A 24,727-nucleotide genomic window follows, 5' to 3' on the forward strand; every position below is an offset into this window, starting at 1 on the left:
ATTATATTTTGGTACTATCTTCTATAAGTATCTTATTTTTTAAGATACTTAATTTTTCTATTGCATTAATAGCTTCTTTATTATCAGGCTCTACTGAAATCCAAAAATTGACTTTTCCGATTAAGGATAATAAATAATCTAATCTTCGAATTTTCTTTTTAGAAATATGTGATTCTAAAGAATATTTAAAAATATAATGTAGCTCTTGTTTGAGTTCTCTTTTATACTTTCTCGGTATTTTTATTTTTGAACCAATAACCGATATACCTGTAACTATCCGCTTACTTTTTTCTTGATAAAGTCTCGTTTTTGTAGTGTTAAGTTTAAACCCTTCATCCTCTATAATATCGGTAATATATTTTATAAGAGTTGCTGGGATCTCATCTCCCGAAAAAGTTAGATCATCTGCATATCGAGTGTATTTCAAGTTAAATTTTTTTGAAAAACTTATTAAGCGTTTATCTAATTGTTTTGCAATAATATTACTTAACATTGGGCTTGTTGATGCTCCCTGAGGGAGAGCATCTTCATAACTACATATAGTAGCGAGATAATACGCAATTATATTGGGATATCCTAGTGAGGAAAAGACATGTATTATTCGATTAAGTTTTATTGATGGGAAAAAGTCTTTTAAATCTAGTTTTAAAAGTTGCTTTTGACCAACATGTATTTTGGCATTAGTAATAATAGACTTTTTTATTGCAAACCCATGTGCATGATGGCTTATTTGTGTTTTTTTCAAAATATTATGATAAATCCAATCTTGCATTTCTGCTAAAGCAGGATATGGTGAAGTGATTATCCGATGATCGGAAGAGTTTCTTTTTTTATTTTAAATTCACGGTAATGATTGTTCGGCGAGTTTACAACTGATGCTAAGTAAAAAGTTTTTCTCCCCAATAAGAGTGATAAGTGTTCGAAATTAAAAATGATAGGTGCATTGTTTTTTAATAATTTTTTAATATATGTAAGATATTGCTCTTGAATTTCTGGAGAAATTCCTTTTGCTTCGTAATATTTTTTCCATTCATTAAAAGTTTTTTTATTTGACATTTTTTCAAGTCCTATATAACATGGTATTAGTTAACTACTTTCTTTTCTTTAGCTTATGCATCAAATTGATTTTATTGACGTTCGCGGCGATAAAATTATTTTGATGCGAGCAAAGCTATGCTTTGCATAGTGTGCTGGGTTCTATTTGAAATCTTCGATTTCAAATAGAACCCTTTAGGATAAAACTCACCTTAACTCTCGGAAGCGACTACACTTCCTTAATGCTAGTTTCTAATACCATGTTATATAGGACGCTTCAATATGTCTTCTGGAACTTCTTTTATATTTGGTAAAAATGGCTGATTAATTCCAATCTTATCAACTAAAAACTCTTCAGGAATATTAAACTTTTTACCATTACTAGGTTTATTATAAAACAATTGTTTCATAATAATGTTTCGTCCTTCATCAGTAATAATAATTTTATCCGATGTATCGTTAATTATACCTTTTGATTTATATTTTTCAACGAACGTATATATTGCGTCTGGTTCAATTTTATATCTTGAATAGAAAGTGAATAGATATAGCCCATCTATACTTTCATACAAATCTTTCAAGATTAGCCTTTCTAGTTTTGTCATTTAAAACCCTCTTTCATATCTTGTAAGTAAAGTATCTCTATCTTTATTGTCTTTGTCTTTAACCCACCAAAAAATTGGAAAGACAGAATTTGGTGTATTTCCATTACATCCTTCCATTGTTAGTAAGGCTTCAGCATGACCATATCCAAAGGAATAATCACTTAGATTTTTATCTTTTATTTTCTTTGCAAGTTTTTGTTCTAAATTTTTCATTGATGCTATTGCATCTGTTAATTCTGAACCTGTATAATACCCAGAAATACCCTTCTCTAATTGCAGTGGACAAAAAATATTTATGCCTTGCTGTGCAACTAGATCGACAGCATCTTTTATACCTGCGAGAATACAAAATGTGATGTTTATATGAGGGTTGATATCACTACGTAGTTTTTTAACTCTATTTAATACAGTAAGTCCACTACCTATAAATTCATCAACTACTATTATCTCTGTTTTACCTTTCTTGTATTGTTTAACAGCACCACCTATAGTATTTACAGTTTGAACATCTTTCCAACCATTTTTGTATAAAGGTATTTTGATTTGGTCTAAAGTTTTTTGACCACTATCTGCTTGTCCATCGTATGACATTGCGACTATTTGAGCAGTTGCCTCAGAATAGCTAGAATGATTAATAATAAAATCACTCATTTGATCTAAATAAAAGTTTAATGCTTTGTCTTCTATGTTTACAAAACGTTCAAGTAAAGAAACGACAAGGGACATGTCTTCTCCAGAAAATTTAACTAGTTCCGCTAATTCATGTTTTTTATCTAATAACCACGTTTGCTTTGCATATAAATTGTAAACTGCTTGAAAGGAATTTTTGTTGTAATTCATTTATTGAAATCTTTGTGATATCTTATATATTTTTCTAATAAATTATATCTTAATTATTTTATATCTATAATTATGACCTAATAAAAATAGAAAGATAGTTAGAATTACATATTCTTGAAAAAATATCAGATATAACTCTCTAGTGGAATTACTGGTATTTGATCAAAGGTAACTCTCACCCTACAACCTTCACTTTGAGACCGACCGTCACATATAAGAAAACATAAAATCAAGCGTATCTAATTTATATTCTTCGGCTAATGTAAAAGTTAACCGTATCCAAATCTACTCGAAATAATACTTGAATCGTTCAGCTATTTATTTAGAATATACAGCAAGATCAAAAAGGTGATTTATTGCCCATATATTTGGTCTTTGTGAATAATGGACATGAGAGATTCGAACACTAGATAAAATCCCTTAAACGCCCTAGGGCATCTGTAAATAAAAAATTGGCTATTGGTGTACAAGTTACATACATATTTGGCAGAGTTAAAAAAGAAAATAGACTTATTTTATACGGGTTTTTATATATACACTTTTAAATCACTCTCTATAGCATCTTGTATCCTAGTAGGTTCTAATACTTTAATATGTGGTATCCAATATTTCACAAAAGGTATAATCTCCCTATCGTCAGTAACTTCTATACTTACAACCATACCTCCATCTTCATATACAGATTCTGTAATCTGAGATTTTGAAATGGGTTTACGAGTAAAATACTCTGCCACCTTGGAAGATATTTGAAGTGTAACTCTATATGGTTCAACCTCAGCTTTGAACCAAACAGAAATAGAATTATCCAATAACTTATCAAGTTTTTTATTGCTTTCAAAAGTTGTATCTAGTATCGTTATTTGCTTGATACTTTTCAGGTAATACTTCTTAAGAATATCATTACGGCTATCAAGTGCTATGAGATACCAGTAACCTTCGTAATTGGCTATTTTAAGAGGCTTTAAATCTATTTGAACAGTAGGTTGATCAAGTGGTGTATAAAAACAGTTAATTTGTCTTTTTTCTTTTATTGCATGTTCCAGCTTCTGGATCTCTTGTAGCTTATCACCTATATCTTCCATATCGAGTTTTGCATAGATAGGATTTAAAGATTCATTTTTAATCTTTGAAAGCAATTTGTTTGCTTTTGCAGCAAACGTAGTTCCAGCACCTTCTACCAATCTTTGTACAATGTCAAGTACAACAGTATCTTCAACAGATGAGAGTTTTTCGAGTTTAAAACCATCTTGCATCTTCCATTTTTTCCCATCTCGGTAGATAGGATAATGAAGACCAAGCCTCTTATTGAAATCTCTCTGAATGGTTCTGTCACTTACATTAAAATCCTTTGCCAACTCTTTAACAGAAAGAGCTTCCCCGTTGTTTAGTCGAGCAAGTATCTCTGTAAGCCGATCTAAGATTGTGTCATATTCATGTGTTGCCATCGTATTTCCCTTGGTGATTATTATACTATAACATTATTTCGACAACTAACTGTCTAGCTATTTAGAAGTTATATGTCATTTAGTTTTTTTAAAATATCAATGCTTTCTTGTCTAGATTCTTCATAGATCAACCCCTGTTCTCTCATATCTTTAAAATCATTTTTTATCTCTTCAATGTATTCATCTACACGGACATCATCTTCATAATCCATAGGTAGTTTAGGTAGATAACCATAATTCACTTCTAAATGTTCACTGATGAATTTCCATAATTTATCTAGTCTTTGTTTCATATATATCTTCTTCTACTTTTAATCCCATCTCAATATCTTTTCAAATGTATCTTCATTTTGTTCTTTCATCTTCATATATCTTATGTATTTGAAGTAATACACTGGATCATTCGGACTTAACAAAGGGATATCATATCTAAATCCATTGCGGGGATCTACTAAATTATAATAATAACTATCATCTTTAGTAACATAGGATAACAATTCTTCATCATTTTGTAGTTTATCATCAGCAAACTGTAATGAGTGAGGATTATTTTTTACAGCTTCTAATACTATCTCTTTATCGTTTCTAAGATCGCCAGAACATTTTCTTAATTGCATTCCATCTGTTTTAACAGTATTAAATGCTTCTTCTTTATTAACTATCTTATTCAATTTAACACCTCTAATCTAATAATATATAAGAATAGTGTTTTAAAATGACAGCTTTATGTCTGGTTGCATTGATTTATTAAGTTATCTAGTTATAAAAACTTTTTTTCTTTTATAACCGTTGTAGTTTTTAACAAATTATTTTCAATGTTAGTTTGATTTTGTATAGCTTAAAGATTTTATTTGTTCTAACAAATCATTTTTATTTTGTACAAAATGTCTTTTTCTCCATCCATTTGCTGGAGATGGATGAGGAAGCCCAAAAAGTACCTGAGATTCATCTAGTTGAACAGTTTCGTCTTTTAGCAGAGTCTTAAAAACCTCTTCAACACGTTTACCTAGCGGTATGTAAATTGTATTATCTGATAATACAGAAATCTCATTTTTAAAATTTTCAAGTTCTGACTCTAATAATTTATTTTTTAAGATCTTTGGACCACTACCACTATAATTTTTGCCATTTATAAAAACTGGATTTCTCAGTAAAGATGTATAATGTATTAAGTCTTCTCTAGTATCAAATAATTCTTCACAAGATTCAAGATTTAAAAATTCATTCAATTCAATATCATCAAGCATATTGATCAATATATCCCTCATTGCTCCACTGAAACTAGCACATTTTTTTACTTCTTTTAAGATTTCATGCTCTTGTAAAACATTATCATAATTGAGAAGTTCAGATGCTTTAGTTAAAGCATTTATCGCTTGAGTGAACCCTGGAGTTATCCCACATATAACAACTTTTGCATCTTTATTAATATAGTCAAAAGGTGCATATGAAATTTTAATTTTATCTACTTCTTGAATCGTCAAAGTATCAATATCTTCAAATTTTTTATTTGCATAATCTGTTTTTTTTATAATTTCTTTATAATTATTAAATGTATTTTGCATACTTAACTCCCACTTTTATTTTTATAATATTACTATTCATTAAGTAACGTCCTTTAATTTTTCCAAAACTTTAACCATAGCCAAAGTATCAAGCTCACAGTATCTTAACAATGCCTCTCTAAGTCTCGCTACTTCTTCCTTATCCTCCATATGAGCCAACTTTGCATAAGTCTGCATAGCATCACCACCGTTTTGAACACTATCGAGTTCTTTGTAGGCTTGTGCCATTTCAGGAACAAGTGCAGGCAGGACATACTTTATCGAATAGCTTCCTCTCATAGAAGGTACATAGCAGTCTTTCTTTTGAAATGGCATCATTAAGTCTTGTATATTGTCATGTATTGCTAAAAGTTCTGGTGCAAATTCATCAAACATAGCTGCTAATTCTCGAATCACACCTTTCTCAAATCCCATATTGTATGCAAGTACAGTTACATCAGTTGGTATATCTTCCACCAACCTTTTTGCCAACTCATATCGTGGATCTATTCCTTCTTCAGCCAGAAACTCATAATGTTCTAAAGGTTTATCTTTATGCTCTGCATGAAGCGAGTACTGAAATGGAATCTTCATAAATGGACTTATACCTTTCCATTCAGGTATGGCTTGCTGAAATGTTTCAAAATCCAAATGATAGATAGGATACGTTAGCCCGTCTATGAACTCTTGAATAGCATCTTTATTGATAATGGAACTATTTGTCTGCTCAGACTTTATTTGTACTTGTTGAGAGGTAGAAAAACTTGATATATCTGTAATATGTTCAAACTCTATGATACCATCATGATACATCTGAAACTTTTTATCGCTTTTCAATCGTGAAATATTAAAAATACTATATTCAGGGATATGATTCCAGCAGTACTCTATTGCATCACAATCATATGGATCAGTACAATGTTTACCTATCCCAATATCTGGTTCTACATCTTTATTGCCTAACTGCTTGCGAAAGTATTGTAGATATGTAGGAATATCTGCCTGCAGGTCTAATACCTCATCGGATACATCTACAATTGAAAAGAGCTTATCTATTTCAAGTTCCTCATCTCTTACATACTTATTGTTGATATGAACAATATTTGTTTTTTTAACATCGTAACCTAGGCCATTAAGTACATAGTATTGTATGGAAGCATCATGCAAATAAACTTCTTTTACTTCAGTGGAGCTCTTCACTTCATTTATCTCTACGCTACCATCTTCATTGATATGAAGGACATCTACCATTACTAGAATATCATCATATTTAAATGTTGCCTCGTATATATTTTGAACACCTTCATCCATCCATTTTTTGGTAAGAGCTATTTTCTCATCAAAAGTTGTACCCTCAAATGGTACTTCTTTACCCTCAGGAAAAAGTTGACAGGCTAATGCCCCCACTTTATCTCCCGTTTCAAATATAGCTTTGGCTGATGCATCTGGCGGAGTAAGCACATCTGCTTTATATTTTTTCAGCCATAGAGATTTCGAGCATTGCAGTCCTCTTGTATAAAGTGATTTTGATAGGTTCATTGTTAGAAAATCCTTGTTTATTATCTGAGTAGCTCAAGTATTATGGTTGAAAGCTGATTGAACTGGCCATCTTCTCTGAAAAAATCTTCTATAAAAATATCTATTTTATTCTTCAGTATATCCATATCATTTTCATCAATATCACTTTGAGAAATAATACTTTTTTTCCATGTCCATACCGTATTCCATTTTAATGCTAAGTTTTTACCTGGATTAAAATTCTTTAAATCTTTTAGCTTTCTAAAAATATCTTCTCTAAATAATTCATCCCCTGGACCGATGATTAATTTTAAAGTCAAGCCACTAGCAGTATAATAAAATTCATATAGTAATACTCTATCACTTTTTGTCCATTGCCCCTTGCCACTTTTCTGTCCAGGAATGTCGTCCCACCTTATATCAGCAAAACGAATAAGGTTTTTATTTGATAAATCAACTTCTACATGTTCATCTTGAAATTGACTCAACTTATCTTGTAGATAGTCACTAATCTCTGACTTAATATCAACTCTATAGTTATATAGAATATCCAGTGCTTTACTGTACTCTTTGTTTGCCCAGATTTTTTCACATAGTTCTTGAATCTCTCTATTTTCCACAATGTTCCTTCTTTTTAATAAATCCGTATAGCTTTCGAAAACCAACTTTGTATTTGATGATAATTCATTTTGTATCAAAATATCCGTTATAATATTTGAAATCATTTCATAATCAGCTTTTAACCAATGCTCTTTTGAGGCATCATCAAAATTTGGTGTTAAAAAAATATAATAAATATCGTATTTAGGATATTTGGACTTTACTTTTTTTTCATATTTCTCTAATTGTCCACCATCCTCACCATCTCTCCTTTCTCTAGAATAAACTTTATTTTCTATAACAAAAATTTTTTTATTTTTTTCATCTTCAATTAATATATCAATATCATCTCTTTCTCTATAGACATTTAAATTGTACTTAGTTGAAATATATATATACTCTTGCAATTTTTTATCATTACAATTATTCTTTAAATATATCTTTTTTAGAAAATCTATAAAAATTCCATATCCTTGATTATGTTCATTATCACCCAGCATCCAGGACAACACACTAGAATGTTTTATTTCTTGTGCCCCCATACCTGTAATTTCTAATACATTAAAATCTAAAAAACTTTGATTTATCTTTTGTAAATATACTGATATATCATCATTGTAAATAAAATTTTCTATCACAGCTAATTTATTTTCTGTTTTGCTCATTGCCACCTCCAATATCTATTTTTAATGTATTCACAATGCTTTTGTAAACTGCATTTTAAAATATTATAATCAATCGATGTAATATTTATATAACTTAAATTTTTTTTAAGATGATTACATTAATTATCCTCCTGGCAACTTAAATATTAAAATTACTCTATTTTATACTCTTAGAATACATAACTACTACATGTATTTACACAAACATCACATATGGTGTCCATAGGTACTTATCCATATTGTCTTTTACTTCATGTATATTCTGAGTTGCTACATTACCACTTTCATATACGATATGTATCTCATCATTAACCCTATAAGCATCAAACTTATGTTTTGCCATATCTTCGCCTGAACCTAGGTATTTACCTTTACCATATTCGTTAAATTGTTGTTTCATTCTAGTGCCTTTTATTTATACTAATTTTTACTGTACCTGTATTCTGTATATTCATATCAAATAAATCCAATCTTATTAGATGATTCATTTTCTTTAACCAGGGTCTCTTCATTTAGTCTTTCTAAAAATATCTCTGCACTCTTCAATGGTTTAAATCTACTCTGTCGTCTTACTGCTGCAAAATCACCAGGAACAAGTTGATTTAATCTTTGTATTTTCTGCTTATAGAGATTTTTATCTTTTATATCCAATCCTAATATTTTGCATTCATCTCTAAAAAGTTTCCAGGCATGCTTAGGTTGTAAATAACCAAATTCTAGCTTCATATCAAACCTACGGAGACTTGCTTGATCCAATCCTGACATTAGATTCGTAGTGGCTATAAAAATTCCGTTAAAGTTCTCCATCTGAACCAGCATCTCATTGACTTGTGTCACTTCCCATGAGTTTGTAGCAGAGCGTCTATCTTGTAAAAAACTATCCACCTCATCAAATACCAGTACAGCATCTTCTTCTTTAGCTTCTCTAAAAGCATTAGCAATATTTTTCTCTGTTTCACCAACCCATTTAGAGATTAGATCACTACCCTTTTTGAGTAGAAATTGTTTATCAATATATTCTGCTATCCATTTACCAAAAGCACTCTTTCCTGTACCTGGTACACCATAGAGACAAATTCTTGCATTAGGATGTTTGTTGATACCTTTAGCTAACTCTTTTAGATCTATATCAGTATTAATATATTCAGGGTTATAGGATTTAGGAAGCATAAGAGAAGTGTCTTTTTTTATCTCACTGTAACCCTGTGCCTTTAATGTATTATTCAATAAATGAGTAAAAGACTTTATGCTATTTTTACTCTTTATAGAATTTATTACTTTTGCTGTTTTAGATATAAGTGCTGGAGCTATATTTTCATTTTTTGCCAACATTTCAATAGTCTCTTGATTCAATAAATCATTACTGTATGTTTGTATAATTTCTTCTCTTTTGGATTTAGCAGGTATAGGGATCTCTATACTCATATCAAATCTTCTAACTAATGCATTATCAATACTGTGGATATTATTTGTAATCCAAATAGTGGGAATCACATTAGTCTCCAGTACTCTGTTGATCCACGCTTTGTCTTTTTGTCGTTTAGGAGCAAAAAAGCCGCTATTACTTTCAAAAATATCTTCTGCCTCATCATACATAAGCAATGTTTTCTTATTCCCAAGCAATGCCTGAGCTGTTTTATATGCTTTTAATCTCTTGCTGCCATCTATAGGCTCACCATCTTCATCGGTATAGCTCACTTCAAAAAGATTTGTCTTTAAATATGATGACAAAACTTTTGCAAGTTCAGTTTTTCCTGTTCCAGGCAAACCATAAAAAAGAATATTAACACCACATTGTTTTGTAGCAATCACCTTTTTTAAATAAGGGACTAAGATCTCCATATCTTTACTGATATGTGTATAATCTTTTATCGTCAACTTACTTTTCTCACAAGATTGAACAGAATCTTTTAGCATAACTGAAATATCTTCATTGAGGCTCAACATATTATCTATAAACTCATCACTGACAGAGTCAAGTTTTCTATCCAACGTATTTGTTGTATTTCTTTTATCCAATACTACTAAAGATGATTTAACTAGTTTTGAATTTGTAGAAAAAGCCTTATCTATTTCATTTTTTGGAATATCTAAAATCACACCTAATACTTTTTTTACCCGGGTTGAGTTTAAATCATTCCCAAGTTGACCAACAGCAAGATCAAGTATGTCATACTGTTTTACAAGTATAACGAACTCAAGAATGGCTTCTTCGTACTTATTTAAGTGTACTAAATTTGAAATTTGTCGTATATTAGTAGCTAATATTTCTGATGTAGTGAAGGTATTTTGTGTTTGTAATTTTCTGAGTTTATTTTTTAATTGTATTAACACCTCTGCTCTATTATATTCGGATACATCCATATCAACATATTTACCAATATCTAAAAAGTAAGCTAATTTTTCTTCTGAGAGATAACCATTGGAGTCAATGAATTCTCTATGCCCACCAAGATTCAGTAAAATTCTTAATATCCAAAGAGATATCTTGTTTATAAGTTCTCGTTCTACAAAATCAGTTTTTTCAAAACCTAATGATAAGTCAGGTAAATTTCGTCTTTGTCTTTTTATTCTCATATGCAACTCCTTCTTGATTTTTCAAGTATAGTATTGCTTTGAGACAGCATAATGTCTGGTTTAATCAAATAAAGAAATAATTTACCACTTAGATCTAAAATAGGTATTTATAAAATAAAAGCATTAGTGAACTAACGAATAAAATAGAAATGGTTTTAACACTTTATGATAGAATTAAGACACTTTTCAAAAGGGAAGAAGTAGTTTTTACGACACTAGGCAAAATCTTTAATAAGGATGTAATAATGGTACAAAATAAGTTGGATGAGTTATATACGCGAGTTCTAGATAAGGAAGAACTTCAAAGCATATTTCCTCCAAATATTTTAGGAAAAATATCTGCTCCGCATCTTTTAAATATTAATCAAAACTATTTACAAGCTGATACTAGAATCCTTTTTGTAGGGAAAGAGACAAATAAGTGGTGGGGTAAACTAGAACATTTTTTGGAAGTTGAGAATGCTATTGACATACTAAAAGATCGTTACCGAGTAAAGTTCTTTGGCGGTGAAGTTCCAAAATCAAACAATATAAATGAATTAAAAAGCTATAAGGCAGAAAAATACAGTACACCATTTTTTACTGAATACAAAAAAGTAAGTAAAGCCTTATGTAATGGAATGCCTGGTGCTTTGGTTTGGTCAAACTTATTAAAAATGGATTTAGAAAGAGGGAAAAAGTATTCTCGAAACTCAAAGTCTAATACACAAATAGTATCTATATCTAAAAAGATATTTCTTGAAGAACTTGAAATATTGAAGCCTGATTACATTATCTTCGCTACAAGTTACACATATGATGACATCATAAAAGAATTTTTGGGTGAACTTATAAGCGAAAGTGAAGTAATTGAAAAACGTTCATTATGGAAATTTAAAGTTGGTGATACTACTTGTTTTAGAACTTGGCACCCATCTACTATTCGTTACAAAGCAAAAAAATCCAAATTTGAATATTATCAAGATATTATAGACTATATTTCAAATGAATCGGAAATATAATGACAACCTAATATAGTATTATGTGATGATTCCTATAATTTATATATATTATAATGTTTGCAGAATATAGATTATAAAGTCCTGTTTGTCAAAACATTTTTTTAGTATAGACTTTGTATTATAGTAAAAAGTGAAAAGAGAAATACCCTATGTGTGGACGTGTTGCCCTCCATGACGATAAACAGTTTTTAGAAGAGGTTATAAAAACCATTAGAACGGTAGAACGTAATCTCACATTACAGCCAAGCTACAATATTGCACCTTCACAACCAATCGCAACACTAACAAGTAATAAAGTCTATCAATACACAAGATTCGGTCTCATCCCTCATTGGGCAAAAGATACCAAGTTTCAGCCCATCAATGCCAGAGCAGAAACCCTTGCCCAAAAACCTACCTTCAAAACACCCTTTAGATCCAACCGATGCATTATTCCTGTCAACGGCTTCTATGAATGGAAAAAAGAGGGAGATCATAAAATACCCTACTGGATATATCCTACCCAGTCTAATTACTTTGCCCTTGCAGGGATCTGTGATACCTGGCATGATCCTTCCACTGACAAAGATATCATATCCTCCGCGATTATCACTACCACACCCAATGATATGATGAAACCAATTCATGACAGGATGCCTGTCATACTGGAACCAAAGGATTGGCATCTATGGCTTGATGCAGACATTCATGAGAGTGAAGTCTTGACACCGCTACTAAAACCTTTTAGTGACAAAGCGATGCAGGCCTACGAGGTCTCTAAATTTGTGAACTCTCCTGCAAACAATACAGCACAATGTATAGAGCCAAGAAGCAATGCACTGTTTTAACAATCATTACCATATTTAAACAATTCCTACTTTTCCTACCACTTTACCAATGATTGATACCCCTGACATCTCATCTTCATTGATCACTTCAGAGTTGTAGTTCCTGTTATCACTGATAAGCTCTATCGTTCCATCAATACGCTGCGCGATACGTTTCACAAAAAGCCCTGCATTCGTTGAGACTATGTAGATACCTCCTTTGGTAAAGTCTTTGTCCTCTTTATCAAACAGAATGACTTCCTTATCCTGCAAGGTCGGTTCCATAGAATCCCCCATGACATTGAGCGCTGCTATATGTTTGGAGTTGGCATTGTGTGAACGGTAAAGCGTATCAAGCAATACTTTGTCCATGCTAATAAGTTCATACTCCGATTCCTCATTAAATGTTCCACCCCCTGCTCCTGCATTGATCTTGGAAAAGTACTTGATACGGGTGTACTTTTCTGTCTCCTCTTCAAGTGACTTTGGCATTTGATCAAAAAGTATCCAATTGATAGAGATCTTTCGTGTTGCACAGAAGTAGGCTATCTGTTCAAGAGGCACACTGCCACGTTTTTTAAAATGGCTAAAGGACTCTTTTGACATACCAAGAGCCTTCGCCACATCCTTTTCATAGACAATACTCCCAGGTACTTCCTGACTGATAATATCTTTGAGCTTTTCAATGATCTCATGGTTATTCATGTAATACTCCTTATTAGTTGATATTTTATCAATTATTTTATTCATTTTTCAAAAAATAATTAAACTTAGTAAAATTTATAGAAGGAGAATAAATGAAAATTCATCTTGATCTAGACTGCTATTTCGTCTCCGCAGAGCGTACACGCTACCCTTTTTTAAAAAACAAAAACGTGGTGATCGTCAAAGGTAGCGATAAACGCATTTTTTCCGATGGTAAAAAAGAAGGGGTACTTTTAGGTGATACAAGGGCATTTAACTCGGTACTTGAATTTAGAAATCCCAAACATGAAGATATTCTGAATGCCTGGAAGAATGAGTTTATTGATCCTGATGGTTCTATACGAGGTATTGTGATTGCCAAGAGCTATGAAGCAAAAAGATACAAAATTAAAACCGGAACACCACTTGTAGAGGCATTTACACTCTGCAATGATTTGCTGGTACTGCCTAGTGACCACATGTTCTACCAGGAGCTCTCACAAAAGCTCAAACGATATCTTGAAGCCAAGATACCTGTACTGGAGCAGTACTCCATCGATGAGTTCTTTGGGGATTTGACAGGATGGATCAAAGAGGAGGATACACAGGATTTCATCACTGAACTCCGTGATGATATTAAAAGACGGTTCGACCTGCCTGTCTCAATTGGTGCAAGCCGCTCCAAGTGGATCGCCAAACTTCTCACTGATGAGATTAAACCCTATGGTGCGATGGTGCTCTATGATCATGAGCTACGCAAAGAGACTGCCCATATTCCCATAGAGGATTTTCCCGGTATCGGAAGATCTATCTTTAGAAGGCTCTCTTCTCATGGTATTAAAAATTTGGGAGAACTTAGAGAATGCCCTTCTCTATTGAACTGTTATGGTAAAATAGGCAGAGACCTTTATAAAAGGGTCTGCGGCACAGACAATGAAGCGGTCATTCCCTATCATGACAGACGAGGTATTGGCATGAGTAGGAACTTTAAAGCCATACACAACAGAGATGAGATCTTTAGAAGAGTTACCATTCTAGCCAGGTATCTTAGCCACAGTATTGTGAAACTGGGTGTATCACCACTTACCTTTTATTTCAAGATACGCTATGAGTTTGGATATTCGAGTAAAATATCTGTCACATATCACAGGCTTTTCAACGAACGCTTCTTTATTGACCTGGCACTAGAAACCATCCGAAAGTTGGATAAGTATCCCGACTATGCCATCCACTACATTGCCATGAACGCTTCAAATTTTATGACTCCAAGTAATCTAAAAACCTATTCACTGCTTGAACATGACAAAGATAAAAAAATGGCAAGCCTTAATGCTGGACTTCTCAAGATCAGAGATAAGTATGGTGTGGACATTGTTCGATATGGGAGTGAAAAAATGAAAGCGACAGTTTAGCTCGGTTTTTTATTCCTATGGCGACAAGTTGCTGCGGTTTACTCCTTCAGAAACATTTTTTTCGGTAAATCCACCGTAAAAATATGATGTTTAGTAATTAAACCGTTGCAAAAATGTGCTTTTTCTGTATTTAGGCTATATTTTTGACAAAACCGCTGCAAAAGTGTGATCTACCATATGAGATTATATCACTATTCCCATCAGTTAAAACAAACTTGTTTTATATTTAAACTTATTATATTCTTTTGGAAGAAGTTCCAAAAGTTTTTCAAGTGGTATCGAATGTAAATCATATGTCATATCAAGCTGCTTAAGATAAACACCTAGTCTGCTTATTGATCCAGACCCTGCCGAACTACCACTTTTACCAATCCTCGAACTGGCTCCCTTTTTCAAAGATTCATTCTTTTCATCCCAGTAAAGTTTTTTAAGAAGTTTAATAATAGTTTTATTACTTACCATACTTTGTCTTCCCATAACATTACCCATAAATTCTCCCATTTGATCAGGTCTTGTTTTCAGTAGAGGATAAGTATCTTCCAAATGATCCTGATGCATTTTGTAAATTAAGTAAGGGCCTAAAATTTTATGTTTGTAATACCTATTCCATATTGTGATCTCTGGAATATATGATATATTTGTTGATTCCAGTGCAATATTTCCGTTTTTATCTTTTTTAACTATTGATTCAAAATAAAAGAGAGATAGCCATGCCCAAAGATGTGTATCAGAATCTACATCTTTTCTATTTGGATTTTTTAAAATATTATCTATCTCCTGAAGCATTTCAAGCTTTGTTTCAAACTTTTTTTCAACAACTTCAATAGCCTCAGATCCATATGGTTCCGAGTATTCATCATCTTCAAGAATAAATTTAGGATACTCAGAGTTTTTTCCAGCACGAAGTTCGGATAAATATTTAGTAAATTGTTTTAGACCCAAATCTGTCATTTTTTTTAAACGCATATCTTATCCTTCCATCAATTTAGTATAAAGACGATTACAATCCAATCTTTTTGCAAATGTAGCTGTTGCCTGAGTTATCCAGTCTTTTATATCGGTGTTTTCTGCATCAATTGGCGGAGGTAAAGTTTGACTGCCCATTTCCTTTATAGCAAACTTATACCATAATTGAACCCAGTAATCTGTGTCTTCTTCATCGTAATCCAATTTTTCAATATAATAAATATGTGTGAAAATCTGATAGATTATTTGAGGAAAAACAAGAGCTCTGAAGCTGTCTGAAGTACTAACATCACTTTTAATCTGATTACTGTTAATTAAAAGTACTGGGCCTGTATCAGTCATATCAAGAAACCAAACCATATCTTCAAGATTTTCAGACATGATCGGCAACAATGAATCTCCAAGACCACTCTCATCATCATTCGGAGAACCGGCTTTCAGATTATCGACTTCGCCAAGTAACATACCAGTAGCAGGTTCAATAATTTTAACACGAAATTGAATCTCCGAAGGATCATGAAATTCGGATAAAATATTTTTATGTGGTCTAAACTCAGGATTGGCAATTGTACCAAGAGAGAATTGCATATGTGTTGTAAGACGTTTTGCTTCAAGAGAGATCTCTGCTTCTTCCGGGAATTCATATCTTTCAAGATCAAGTGAATGTAAATAAAAACATAAATTCTTGTCATTCACAAAAGTACTTATCCCAATATCCGACTTTATAAGTTTCTGACGATGTGTATAATTAAACTTATGCATTTTCAATCCTCTTTCGCGATACATCAACGGCAATATCCCTATTGGTGTCAAACCCTGTAACTGTTACTTTAAAATCATTATTGTTTACATTGAACAGAAGACGATTATGCTTTTTTTCATCAATTGAGATTTCTCCTGACATTCCTGTTCCTATAGAAAATATTTTAATATCTTTCCCAAGTTGAAAATCAAGATGTGTCCATTGTTGAAAAGGATTGCCGTCTTTTGTTAGATATGCAAATTTAACTGCAAACTGCTGGGGCTCATTAATTGATTCATCAATACCTCTGATTATAACACCATTTGGAATTTCATCTATTGTGTATACCGGCTTGCTTATAGACCTTACTGGAATATCATCCTTCGTTTTTTTACTTTTGGGCTTTTTTTTCTGTTTTTTATTTGTACTTTCTTTTCCGTCAGGATTTGGTAATGGTGAAGGAAAGTAGTCACGAAGAGTGAGCACATCTTTTTCTGTATTTTCATCAGTTAGTTTAACAATGTCATACACACATCTTTTTATAAAGTTTACATATGCCTTTGGATATTTATATTTTTGCATTTTTTCTGACCTGAACTGCCACTCTGTATGAGCAGGGTTTTCAGCATTCCCCATTAGAGTAGCAATACCTTCTTTTATATTGCAATCTTTATGATAAATATGTACAACTGACAATACATCACTGGCTTTACTTACAGATTTGGCAGGGTCGGGAACTAGAATGCCTTCTCTTATGAAAACAGGTATTCCGTTGCCCAATTTTGAATTTTTCTTTATATATACATCAAAATAGCTTTCTACTACTGTATCATCAGTCATGTGGACATCTATAGGTATACGGACTGTGATTAACTCTTCATTGTGAAATTTTTCTTTCATCAACTCCAAATCAGTTTCAGATACCTGATCTTTGGTAATCCTTATTGTCTGTCCTATTTTCGGTTTTTCCAATTCAAAATACTTTTTGGTTTCTATCTGTTCAAGCGCATTACTACACATATTGATTATATTGACAATTTTTTCGCTTTTTTCAGGATCCTTGACATGTGTTTCAATTTTTTCAAGAAGATTATCACTGGTTATCACACAAGTATTGATATCGTCATATATTTCAACTTCAAGTTTATTAAAGTTAATAGGATGATAATATTCCTGGATCATGTATGAAATCAGACTCTCAATAGTTATATCCTCTTCCAAATAGGGAATAACAATACTTAGCCCAGGTTCATCATTTTTCCTTGAAACATTGAATGTATCTTTAAATAAAGCTATATCATCTGAATCGTCGATAGGCAAATTAACTTTTGGCTCATGTTTTCCCCACCATCCATCAGGTGAGAATGTATCATTATCTATAGTATGTGTTTTCAATACACTTTGACCGGAAAGATACTCTTTCCCATCATCTTCTCTGACCGTAAGTGCAAAAAAGGATTTTATGCGACTTGAACGGGGAAAAACATATTTACCAATCCCCCACCTTCCTCTATCCGAATCACCTTTACCTGATTTTCCTTCAGCACGTAAAAAATAGTAGAACCTATTCTCTTTGTTTGTTACACCATGATATTGAGTGACATCACCTGTAAGACCGCGTGTATTGAAGTCCTCAAATACCATAAATCGGCATTTTTCATTTTCTATATCAGGTACATTTTCCAATCCGGAATCTTTGCTTTTAAAGTGTTGTGCAGCATCTGTAAAATAATGTTTTACTTCAGAAGGAGAAAGAAAGGCGCTCTCAGATGAGATATAAATCCGTATTTTTACTTTGTCTGATGTAGATTCATCAAGTGTATTTTGAGTACTTTCCCTAACAAGTGCTTGTGTGTGTTCTTCAATATTTTCAATAGTAAAGAACGCATCCTGCATCGGATCACGTTCTTTATCGTCATCGGCCAATTTTTTATATCGCCACATTGCAATTACTCCTTATAATTTAAATTCGGTATGTTCTTCTTTAGAATTTTCCTCAAATCTCTTTTTTACATTTTTTACAGCATTGTCCAAAGCATTAATTATTTTTTTATAATCTACTTCTGTGTATTCATAGTTATTTTTATTACTAAGATTTCCAATTAAGTGAATATCTTTTAAGGCTTTGGTTACTCTTTTTTCTGCAAGTTCTACAAATTTATCTCTAGATCCCATATTTTTCTCCTTATTTTAAAATTGTACTAATTATAACTATAAATGTCAACTGTATTTTTAAAATATAGTATATATTTTAAAAATATGTAAAAAATATACATTGTTGGGAGCAGAGTATTACTCCAGTGGTACCAACAAAAAAAGAAGTAACAAAAGTAAATCACATGACAGCACTTTACTTTGCCCGAACCGCCTGTATGAATGGTATGTTTATCAACAGATCATGACACCCGACAATCCTTATTTTAATATAAATAACTGCACTATAAAATTTGATAAAATTAATTCAGCAACAAGTTCAAAATATACAATTTCAAGTGAAAAAGTTTACATATCCGAGCGTACATCCAATCCTGATTATATACTTGGGAATGATGATAAAATAATTATTATAGACGCAAAATGGAAAATTTTTGAAAATAACAGTGATAAGTCTTGTGGATTGAAAATTGAAGATGTAATCAAGCTTCAGCGTGATGTTGAACTAAGAAAAGATCCAAATGTACAAAAAGAGATCTATGCAGCTTTAGTATATCCAAAAGTTTTAGACAGTTACAAAAATCGGATATTCAAAATGAAGTATCCTTTCAATAATGATGTTTTTAACTTTAAAGTTATTGAAATTCCTTATTCATAATAGATCAATATATTATCTTTATCCTATGAACTTTTCTACTAAAAGATTCCAGCCTTACACCCCAGAGCAATTTTTCAATGTTTTAATTCCTATATATTCAATTTGGGAATCAAGAACATTGTCATTACATATAATATCGGGCTCAATATCAAACAAATCAATGGGATCAGTATTTAATGACAAAGTATCAATGTTGTCAAGGTCAACTACGGATTTGTCGGCATAGACAATGACCTTTTTAATATTCTTTTGGTTTGAGAGTTCTTTTGAATATGCTTTGTTAAACAGAATAGAATAAACCAATATTTGTCTTATATCAGCTTCGTTTACTACTTTGTCTACGAGTTTATACTTTGCATCCATTATATGATACACTTCTGTACCTTCTATATCATCTTTAAGTAAAAAATCTGGATATTGTCTTTTTCTTTTTTTCCCATTCACTTTGACAAGAAAATTTTCATTATTCAGCTTTTTATCTTTCTTGCCCTTAAATGTTATTTGTTTATTTTTTTCATCTCCTATATACAACTTTTCTGAGTAGTGTACCAGCTTCTGTTCTGTAATCTTTTCAAAAATTGTAGGCAGATCCAGACTTTGGAAAAACTGTACATCTTCACTTAATTGTGTATAAAATATCGATTCAATCAATGTAAATATTTTTCTATTTCTTTTTATTTCTTTTTTGTTTTTGTTTTGTTTTAAATATTTTTCTAGACTGTCATTGTCGTTTTTGATACCATTATCTACCATATCCTTGTGGGTAGATATTTTAAGCAGAAGATTGTTTATTCTGTTAATCTTCTTGTGCAAGAATCCAAACTCTTCATCGCATGTTGATCTGAATACCTCAATTCTGAATTTTTTCAAAAAGGACAGAATAGAATAGATAAAATGGATTAACTCCTTTTGATATGCAACTTTAATAAACTGGTAGTTTTTCAGAGGGTTGCTTTCCAGTCTGTTCAGCTCATAAATCTCTATACCGATCTTCTTGTCACTGCATATCACTTTGTTGGCATGATGTGCCTTGTAATTTAACAGATAACTGTAAAGCCTATCCAGTTTGTCTATATAGAAGGCTGCTTCAAGCTGAAGAAAACTTTTTCCTCTGTCGTGGCGGAAAAGTTCCATACCCCTCTCTCCCAAACCTAGCTGGGAGTAGAGATTAAAAAGCTTAAAGGACAATTGTTCACATTTTTCTATCTTTTGTTCATCTGTATCTGTTTCGTTATCTTGGATATCCAGATCTTTGGGCAAAATATAAAGATGAAGAAAATATTGTTGATCATTTTCGTAAATACCATCGATATATGTTGTTATACTGCTTATATAGCTTCTCTGCCTTTCCAGTGTAACTGAAAAAAAGTTCTTGTCCAAAATCTTTTTTATGAGATTCGGTGTGTTGGAAGGAAAAGTCTGTATTTTGGAATATACAGTTTCAATGTCATCTTCAAAGTCTTGTATGACAAGATATAAATGATTGTCTTTTTGATCAGTTAAAATCATTATTGTTTATTATATTTCATCTTCGTAGATATTAAGTTTGTGTAAAACTTTATACTTGTAACTGATCTCATCTGTAGTATAATCTAATTCTTTATCCTTAAGTTCTTTTTTGAGAAATGTTTTAAACCACTCATTGTCACTACTGCTATACATATTTGTGATTAAGTTCCAACCTATCTTGTTGATTTCACTGTTTTTATTGTTAAATCTAAGTGCATTCTTTATCATGCCAAATAAAAACTTGAAAACTTCAGCTTGTTTATTTGATTGACTAATTGGTTTTCCTTCCGAATCTACAATCTTCCACATACCAAAACAATACTTCTCGTAATCAAATATGTTGTTTTTTTCAAGAATTAACCTTAGGTTAGTATTTAGTTTTTTACAACACTCAACAAAACCACTTTCATCATTTTCAAGATCAAAAGTCTCAATAGGGTCTTTGTAAGTAATTTTTGCTCTGTCTTCCCAGTCTGCAAATATATTTAATGTATTTTCATTAAAGTTGGCCGCACCAAGTAAATAAAAATTTGAAGGGAATACAAGATTGAGTGACTCTCCTGATATTCTGTTTGTCAGTGGAACTTGTGGAATATCATTACAGTTGCTTTCAACAAAGTTGTTCCAAGTTTTTATGAACTCATCCGCATCAGCATAACTTGTTCTGGTGAATATTTCATGTTCTGTGTCAACTTTACCTATGTCTCTCATTTGCTGAGATTTGAAAAGAGGTGTGTATTCAGACATCAAAGAAGAAATATCCTGATTGTGAAAGTCATCCAAAAATATTACATGAGGAACTTTTGGATTTGCAATTGCAGACATTAGCACTTGCAAAAACTCACCAAATTTAATCTCTTCTTTTATAGGATCAAAAGTCAGTGCAAGATCTGTATTTTGTAGACCTTTGTATTCATTTCCAATACCTCCAGACACAGGTATCTTTTTGTATCTATAATTATCTTTATACTTAATATTTAAAAGTCTAGATTCTTCAAAGTTATAGCTTTTACCAGTATTTGGTTGTCCTATAACAAATTCAATATTTTTCCACTTCTTGTCAATTTGAGCTTCCTCTTTATATTCAATTTTTTTAATAAACGATTGAAACCTATCTTTATCTAAATCTACAATATTGGAATCGTCTTCTATTTCTTCAGAAGGTTCATCAAAATCTTCATTTTTCATTTTTTCTACAAATTTTATGTATTGATTTAAAGTTTGTTGGATTTCTCCACCGCCACCTTTGCTTCTGTCCCATTCATAATTACTATGGCCTTTTTTTAAAGTATTTACAATATCTTTTAACTTATTTATATCAAAAATTTCAAAAATACTTATAGGATTTTCACTATCTAATCTCTCAGGCAAAATTTTATCTAAATACTCAATTCTCTTTTCAACTTTTTTTGTCTCTATATTCCAATCATGATTAATATAATCTGCAAATAATTCTCTTATATCTTTTTGATTTTCTGTTCCTGTATTCTGTAAAATAAAGTCAATTTCATTCTTGTTTATTTGAATAAGCCGGTTTGATCTTTTTGTTTGATAAAACAAAGTATATGGCAAATCAATATTTGTTGAGGAGAAGCTTTCATTTTCAATCAAATCACTACCATCAAATGTAAACTGTTGAATCAGGCTGAAACCACCATTAATATTATCTTCTGAATAAACATAAATGGTATCGCCATTTTGTATACTCCCATAATTCTCTAAATCTTTTAAATTCAAGTTCTCTTTTTCTTTACATAGCCATATACTCATATAATCTCCTCTGCTTTATCAAAACAATCACATTCCAATGTAGTATCATATGGAACCCCTATAAATGTTTTATTACAGTTTTCTAGCGAATAAAGTGTAAATTGAGTAGATGATTTACCAAAAGTAATTGTTTCATCAAGTTTGTCAATTCCAAATTTACTCAAATAAACATCTGTAAATTCGTTTGGTACAATTCCAGCATTATTTGAACTATTTGGATGCTCAATCATAAGTCTGTACCTATTGTCAGATCTTGATTTACGTTCTAAGATATATTTGTAAATAGATTCTGATTTAATAGATATATTATAGTTACTTCCATCTTCTACAATAAATATACTAATAATGTCACCAGGTATAATTTGTTCAAGCTGAACATATTTTGTCAGCTGATATCTTAACTCTCTTGAACCTTTTGCAAAAAAAAGTATCATATTTTTTTCCAAGAATAGAATCAATTGTAGTAAAATGTATATTGGTTGTCTTACCTTTTATTTCTTGTCTAATAGTTGAATTGTTTATACTTGTAATACTTCCAGCCAATATACCATTAAAAATTTTATTGAAGATTTCTTCTGAAGTTACATTGATATATTTATCACTTCCTGAATATTCACAAAGTTGACGATTTGCCACTGTTTTAAATATAATCATCTATATACTTTCCTACTTAGTTAGAAGATAGATAATATCCTGTTATTATTAAAGTTGTTATAAATTATTTTTAAAAATTTTGGCAAAAACCTGTGACATAAGCGGAGGAACCGCATTCCCTATCTGCATGTATGTTTTCAAATACGCTCCCATAAATATATAATCATCCGGAAAAGACTGAACTCTTGCAGCTTCACGTGGAGTCAGACTTCTTGTTTGGGAAGGATGTATATGTGAATGACAGTCCATTTTCATGTGGGCTGTAATTGTTCTTGAGGGTTCATTTTCGATCAATTTAAAATATTTGTCTTTAAATACATGATTCCTGTGACTGTATGGCATAATGTCTTTTATTGACTCACAAGTTGAATCTGCACCTTGTTGCAATGTCTTGTATATTTTTATATTGTTTTCATTTTGGTATCGGGCTTTGTGATTGAAAGTAAAATCAAATTCTTTATTATTGTTAACCAGCTTCATATAGTCATTAGATTTGTTTTTATAAATATTTATGTCTATTTTCTTACCTGACAGCTCACAATCAATCTCTGTAGTATTTTTAATTGTTGGACACTCTAAAGGCTTTATATTTTCCAGTGCATCTTTTAATACATACCTTGGTTTGTTTTTAATCTCAGATTCAACCTCTTTCATAAGCTGGGACGGAGTTATATTGTGTTTTTTTGCATACACTCTATTTACCCCTATATAAAGTAAACGTACTCTTTTTTGTGCAACAGAAAACTCACTGGAGTCAAACAGTCTGTATTCCACATCATAACCTATACGGTTGAAATCTTCTACTACCTGGTCCGCAACTTTTATCATTCCTCTTACATTTTCCATAAGAACAAATTTTGGCTGTATTTTCTCAACTGCCTTCACATAATAGGTGTACAGTACATTTCTCGGATCATCAATCACTCTCTGCTGATTCGCACTGCTGAAGGACTGGCAGGGAGGTCCCCCGATAATTACATCAATATCTGTGTCAACATGATTGTCAATATTGTTAACTATCTCTTTTATGTCACCACTTAGAATTTTATCCGTACTGATATCTGGATGATTGTATTTGTATGTTTCCAGAGCTACTGGTTCAATATCATTGGCCAACTCAACTTTGTAACCCTCCTGTATAAAGCCCAAACTGAAACCGCCGGCACCACAAAACAAATCTATTATTTTTGGTTTGTCACTTTTACTGCTTTTTGTCTGTTCTTCCTGTCTGTATGAGTTATAAAATTTGTTTAGAAACTGCCAGTTTTGTTGTGAATATATTGTCAGGCTTTTTCTCAAAACATCAAATTCTCTGCCCAGTATTTTCCGAGCTGTTCCTATATCTTCTTTGTTTTCGATAAAACCTATTTTTACCAGTTCGGCAAATACCCTGTCTTCATCTGCAACAACAGCATTAAAATCTATATTCTCTTTTAGACAATATTTTTTAACCAGTTCATTTATGATATTGATTTTTTCTATAAAGAATTTCTTCTCATTTTTTTCTGTTAACTTGTTTACATTTTTAAAAAGCATACTCTG

The 24,727-nt window shown here is 31.6% G+C and carries 25 protein-coding genes; 4 read left to right on the forward strand and 21 right to left on the reverse strand.

Annotated features, from left to right (window positions below; genetic code table 11):
* Position 1: 1 nt before the first annotated feature.
* The 12 genes from SULAR_RS03900 to SULAR_RS03950 all read right to left on the reverse strand — a co-directional run bounded on the left by SULAR_RS03900 (position 2) and on the right by SULAR_RS03950 (position 10,829).
* Complete coding sequence (locus SULAR_RS03900) at positions 2–772, reverse strand: reverse transcriptase family protein (protein ID WP_051002492.1); 771 nt, start codon at positions 770–772, stop codon at positions 2–4.
* A 29-nt stretch (positions 773–801) separates the two neighbouring features.
* Positions 802–1,056, reverse strand: a complete 255-nt coding sequence (locus SULAR_RS11290) for a hypothetical protein (protein ID WP_051002493.1) — start codon at positions 1,054–1,056, stop codon at positions 802–804.
* Positions 1,057–1,298: 242 nt separating this feature from the next.
* Positions 1,299–1,640 (reverse strand): hypothetical protein, encoded by a 342-nt coding sequence (locus SULAR_RS03905; RefSeq protein WP_008243179.1) that lies wholly within the window; start codon positions 1,638–1,640, stop codon positions 1,299–1,301.
* On the reverse strand, positions 1,641–2,480 hold the full coding sequence (locus SULAR_RS03910) for a hypothetical protein (protein ID WP_008243180.1): 840 nt from the start codon (positions 2,478–2,480) through the stop codon (positions 1,641–1,643).
* 527 nt (positions 2,481–3,007) lie between these two features.
* Positions 3,008–3,925 carry a YafY family protein gene (locus SULAR_RS03915; RefSeq protein WP_008243181.1) on the reverse strand — a complete coding sequence of 306 codons (918 nt, stop codon included), beginning with the start codon at positions 3,923–3,925 and terminating at the stop codon, positions 3,008–3,010.
* 68 nt (positions 3,926–3,993) lie between these two features.
* Positions 3,994–4,218, reverse strand: coding sequence for a hypothetical protein (locus SULAR_RS03920; RefSeq protein WP_008243182.1), 225 nt, complete (start codon positions 4,216–4,218; stop codon positions 3,994–3,996).
* 18 nt (positions 4,219–4,236) lie between these two features.
* On the reverse strand, positions 4,237–4,596 hold the full coding sequence (locus tag SULAR_RS03925) for a DUF4116 domain-containing protein (protein WP_008243183.1): 360 nt from the start codon (positions 4,594–4,596) through the stop codon (positions 4,237–4,239).
* Between the two features lie 147 nt (positions 4,597–4,743).
* The gene (locus SULAR_RS03930; protein WP_008243185.1) at positions 4,744–5,490 is read right to left on the reverse strand and encodes a uracil-DNA glycosylase family protein; all 747 of its coding nucleotides are present in this window, start codon (positions 5,488–5,490) and stop codon (positions 4,744–4,746) included.
* Between the two features lie 39 nt (positions 5,491–5,529).
* Positions 5,530–7,008, reverse strand: coding sequence for a DUF2779 domain-containing protein (locus tag SULAR_RS03935; protein WP_008243192.1), 1,479 nt, complete (start codon positions 7,006–7,008; stop codon positions 5,530–5,532).
* Between the two features lie 20 nt (positions 7,009–7,028).
* A complete protein-coding gene (locus tag SULAR_RS10890) occupies positions 7,029–8,252 on the reverse strand; it encodes a PD-(D/E)XK nuclease family protein (RefSeq protein WP_008243194.1) in 1,224 nt (407 codons plus the stop codon).
* A 196-nt stretch (positions 8,253–8,448) separates the two neighbouring features.
* On the reverse strand, positions 8,449–8,652 hold the full coding sequence (locus tag SULAR_RS03945) for a hypothetical protein (protein WP_008243203.1): 204 nt from the start codon (positions 8,650–8,652) through the stop codon (positions 8,449–8,451).
* A gap of 56 nt (positions 8,653–8,708) precedes the next feature.
* On the reverse strand, positions 8,709–10,829 hold the full coding sequence (locus SULAR_RS03950) for an AAA family ATPase (RefSeq protein ID WP_008243206.1): 2,121 nt from the start codon (positions 10,827–10,829) through the stop codon (positions 8,709–8,711).
* 245 nt (positions 10,830–11,074) lie between these two features.
* Between SULAR_RS03950 and SULAR_RS03955 the strand changes: the two genes are divergently transcribed.
* Together SULAR_RS03955 and SULAR_RS03960 are read left to right on the forward strand one after the other, a co-directional pair.
* Entirely contained in the window at positions 11,075–11,830 is a 756-nt protein-coding gene (locus tag SULAR_RS03955; RefSeq protein ID WP_008243208.1) for a hypothetical protein, read from the forward strand.
* 149 nt (positions 11,831–11,979) lie between these two features.
* Positions 11,980–12,657, forward strand: coding sequence for an SOS response-associated peptidase (locus SULAR_RS03960; RefSeq protein WP_008243210.1), 678 nt, complete (start codon positions 11,980–11,982; stop codon positions 12,655–12,657).
* 15 nt (positions 12,658–12,672) lie between these two features.
* Here SULAR_RS03960 and SULAR_RS03965 read toward each other — a convergent pair whose 3' ends face one another.
* On the reverse strand, positions 12,673–13,341 hold the full coding sequence (locus SULAR_RS03965) for a LexA family transcriptional regulator (RefSeq protein WP_008243212.1): 669 nt from the start codon (positions 13,339–13,341) through the stop codon (positions 12,673–12,675).
* A gap of 92 nt (positions 13,342–13,433) precedes the next feature.
* Here SULAR_RS03965 and SULAR_RS03970 point away from each other — a divergent pair, with 92 nt between their 5' ends.
* On the forward strand, positions 13,434–14,732 hold the full coding sequence (locus tag SULAR_RS03970) for a DNA-directed DNA polymerase (RefSeq protein WP_008243213.1): 1,299 nt from the start codon (positions 13,434–13,436) through the stop codon (positions 14,730–14,732).
* Positions 14,733–14,936: 204 nt separating this feature from the next.
* Here the strand turns inward: SULAR_RS03970 and SULAR_RS03975 are convergent, their stop codons facing one another.
* From SULAR_RS03975 to SULAR_RS03990, 4 genes are read right to left on the reverse strand one after another with little or no spacing between them, the layout of a single operon-like run.
* A complete protein-coding gene (locus tag SULAR_RS03975; RefSeq protein ID WP_008243217.1) occupies positions 14,937–15,698 on the reverse strand; it encodes a hypothetical protein in 762 nt (253 codons plus the stop codon).
* A gap of 3 nt (positions 15,699–15,701) precedes the next feature.
* Positions 15,702–16,460 (reverse strand): hypothetical protein, encoded by a 759-nt coding sequence (locus SULAR_RS03980; protein WP_008243219.1) that lies wholly within the window; start codon positions 16,458–16,460, stop codon positions 15,702–15,704.
* Positions 16,453–18,384 (reverse strand): hypothetical protein, encoded by a 1,932-nt coding sequence (locus SULAR_RS03985; protein ID WP_008243221.1) that lies wholly within the window; start codon positions 18,382–18,384, stop codon positions 16,453–16,455. The genes SULAR_RS03980 and SULAR_RS03985 overlap by 8 nt, the downstream gene beginning before the upstream one ends.
* Before the next feature lie 12 nt (positions 18,385–18,396).
* A complete protein-coding gene (locus tag SULAR_RS03990; protein ID WP_008243224.1) occupies positions 18,397–18,615 on the reverse strand; it encodes a hypothetical protein in 219 nt (72 codons plus the stop codon).
* Between the two features lie 100 nt (positions 18,616–18,715).
* Between SULAR_RS03990 and SULAR_RS03995 the strand changes: the two genes are divergently transcribed.
* Positions 18,716–19,252, forward strand: coding sequence for a hypothetical protein (locus tag SULAR_RS03995; RefSeq protein ID WP_188084877.1), 537 nt, complete (start codon positions 18,716–18,718; stop codon positions 19,250–19,252).
* A 54-nt stretch (positions 19,253–19,306) separates the two neighbouring features.
* Here SULAR_RS03995 and SULAR_RS04000 read toward each other — a convergent pair whose 3' ends face one another.
* The 4 genes from SULAR_RS04000 to SULAR_RS04015 form a co-directional block, all read right to left on the reverse strand.
* Entirely contained in the window at positions 19,307–20,761 is a 1,455-nt protein-coding gene (locus tag SULAR_RS04000) for a hypothetical protein (protein WP_008243228.1), read from the reverse strand.
* A 9-nt stretch (positions 20,762–20,770) separates the two neighbouring features.
* Positions 20,771–22,531, reverse strand: coding sequence for a hypothetical protein (locus SULAR_RS04005; RefSeq protein WP_008243229.1), 1,761 nt, complete (start codon positions 22,529–22,531; stop codon positions 20,771–20,773).
* Positions 22,528–22,965 (reverse strand): hypothetical protein, encoded by a 438-nt coding sequence (locus SULAR_RS04010; RefSeq protein ID WP_008243232.1) that lies wholly within the window; start codon positions 22,963–22,965, stop codon positions 22,528–22,530. Before SULAR_RS04010 ends, SULAR_RS04005 begins: the two co-directional genes overlap by 4 nt.
* Positions 22,966–23,242: 277 nt before the next feature.
* Positions 23,243–24,721: a DNA cytosine methyltransferase gene (locus tag SULAR_RS04015; protein WP_008243234.1), complete on the reverse strand. Its 1,479-nt coding sequence runs from the start codon at positions 24,719–24,721 to the stop codon at positions 23,243–23,245.
* Between the last annotated feature and the right edge of the window lie 6 nt (positions 24,722–24,727).

Origin of the sequence: Sulfurovum sp. AR, from assembly GCF_000296775.1 — a bacterium.
GTDB lineage: Bacteria > Campylobacterota > Campylobacteria > Campylobacterales > Sulfurovaceae > Sulfurovum > Sulfurovum xiamenensis.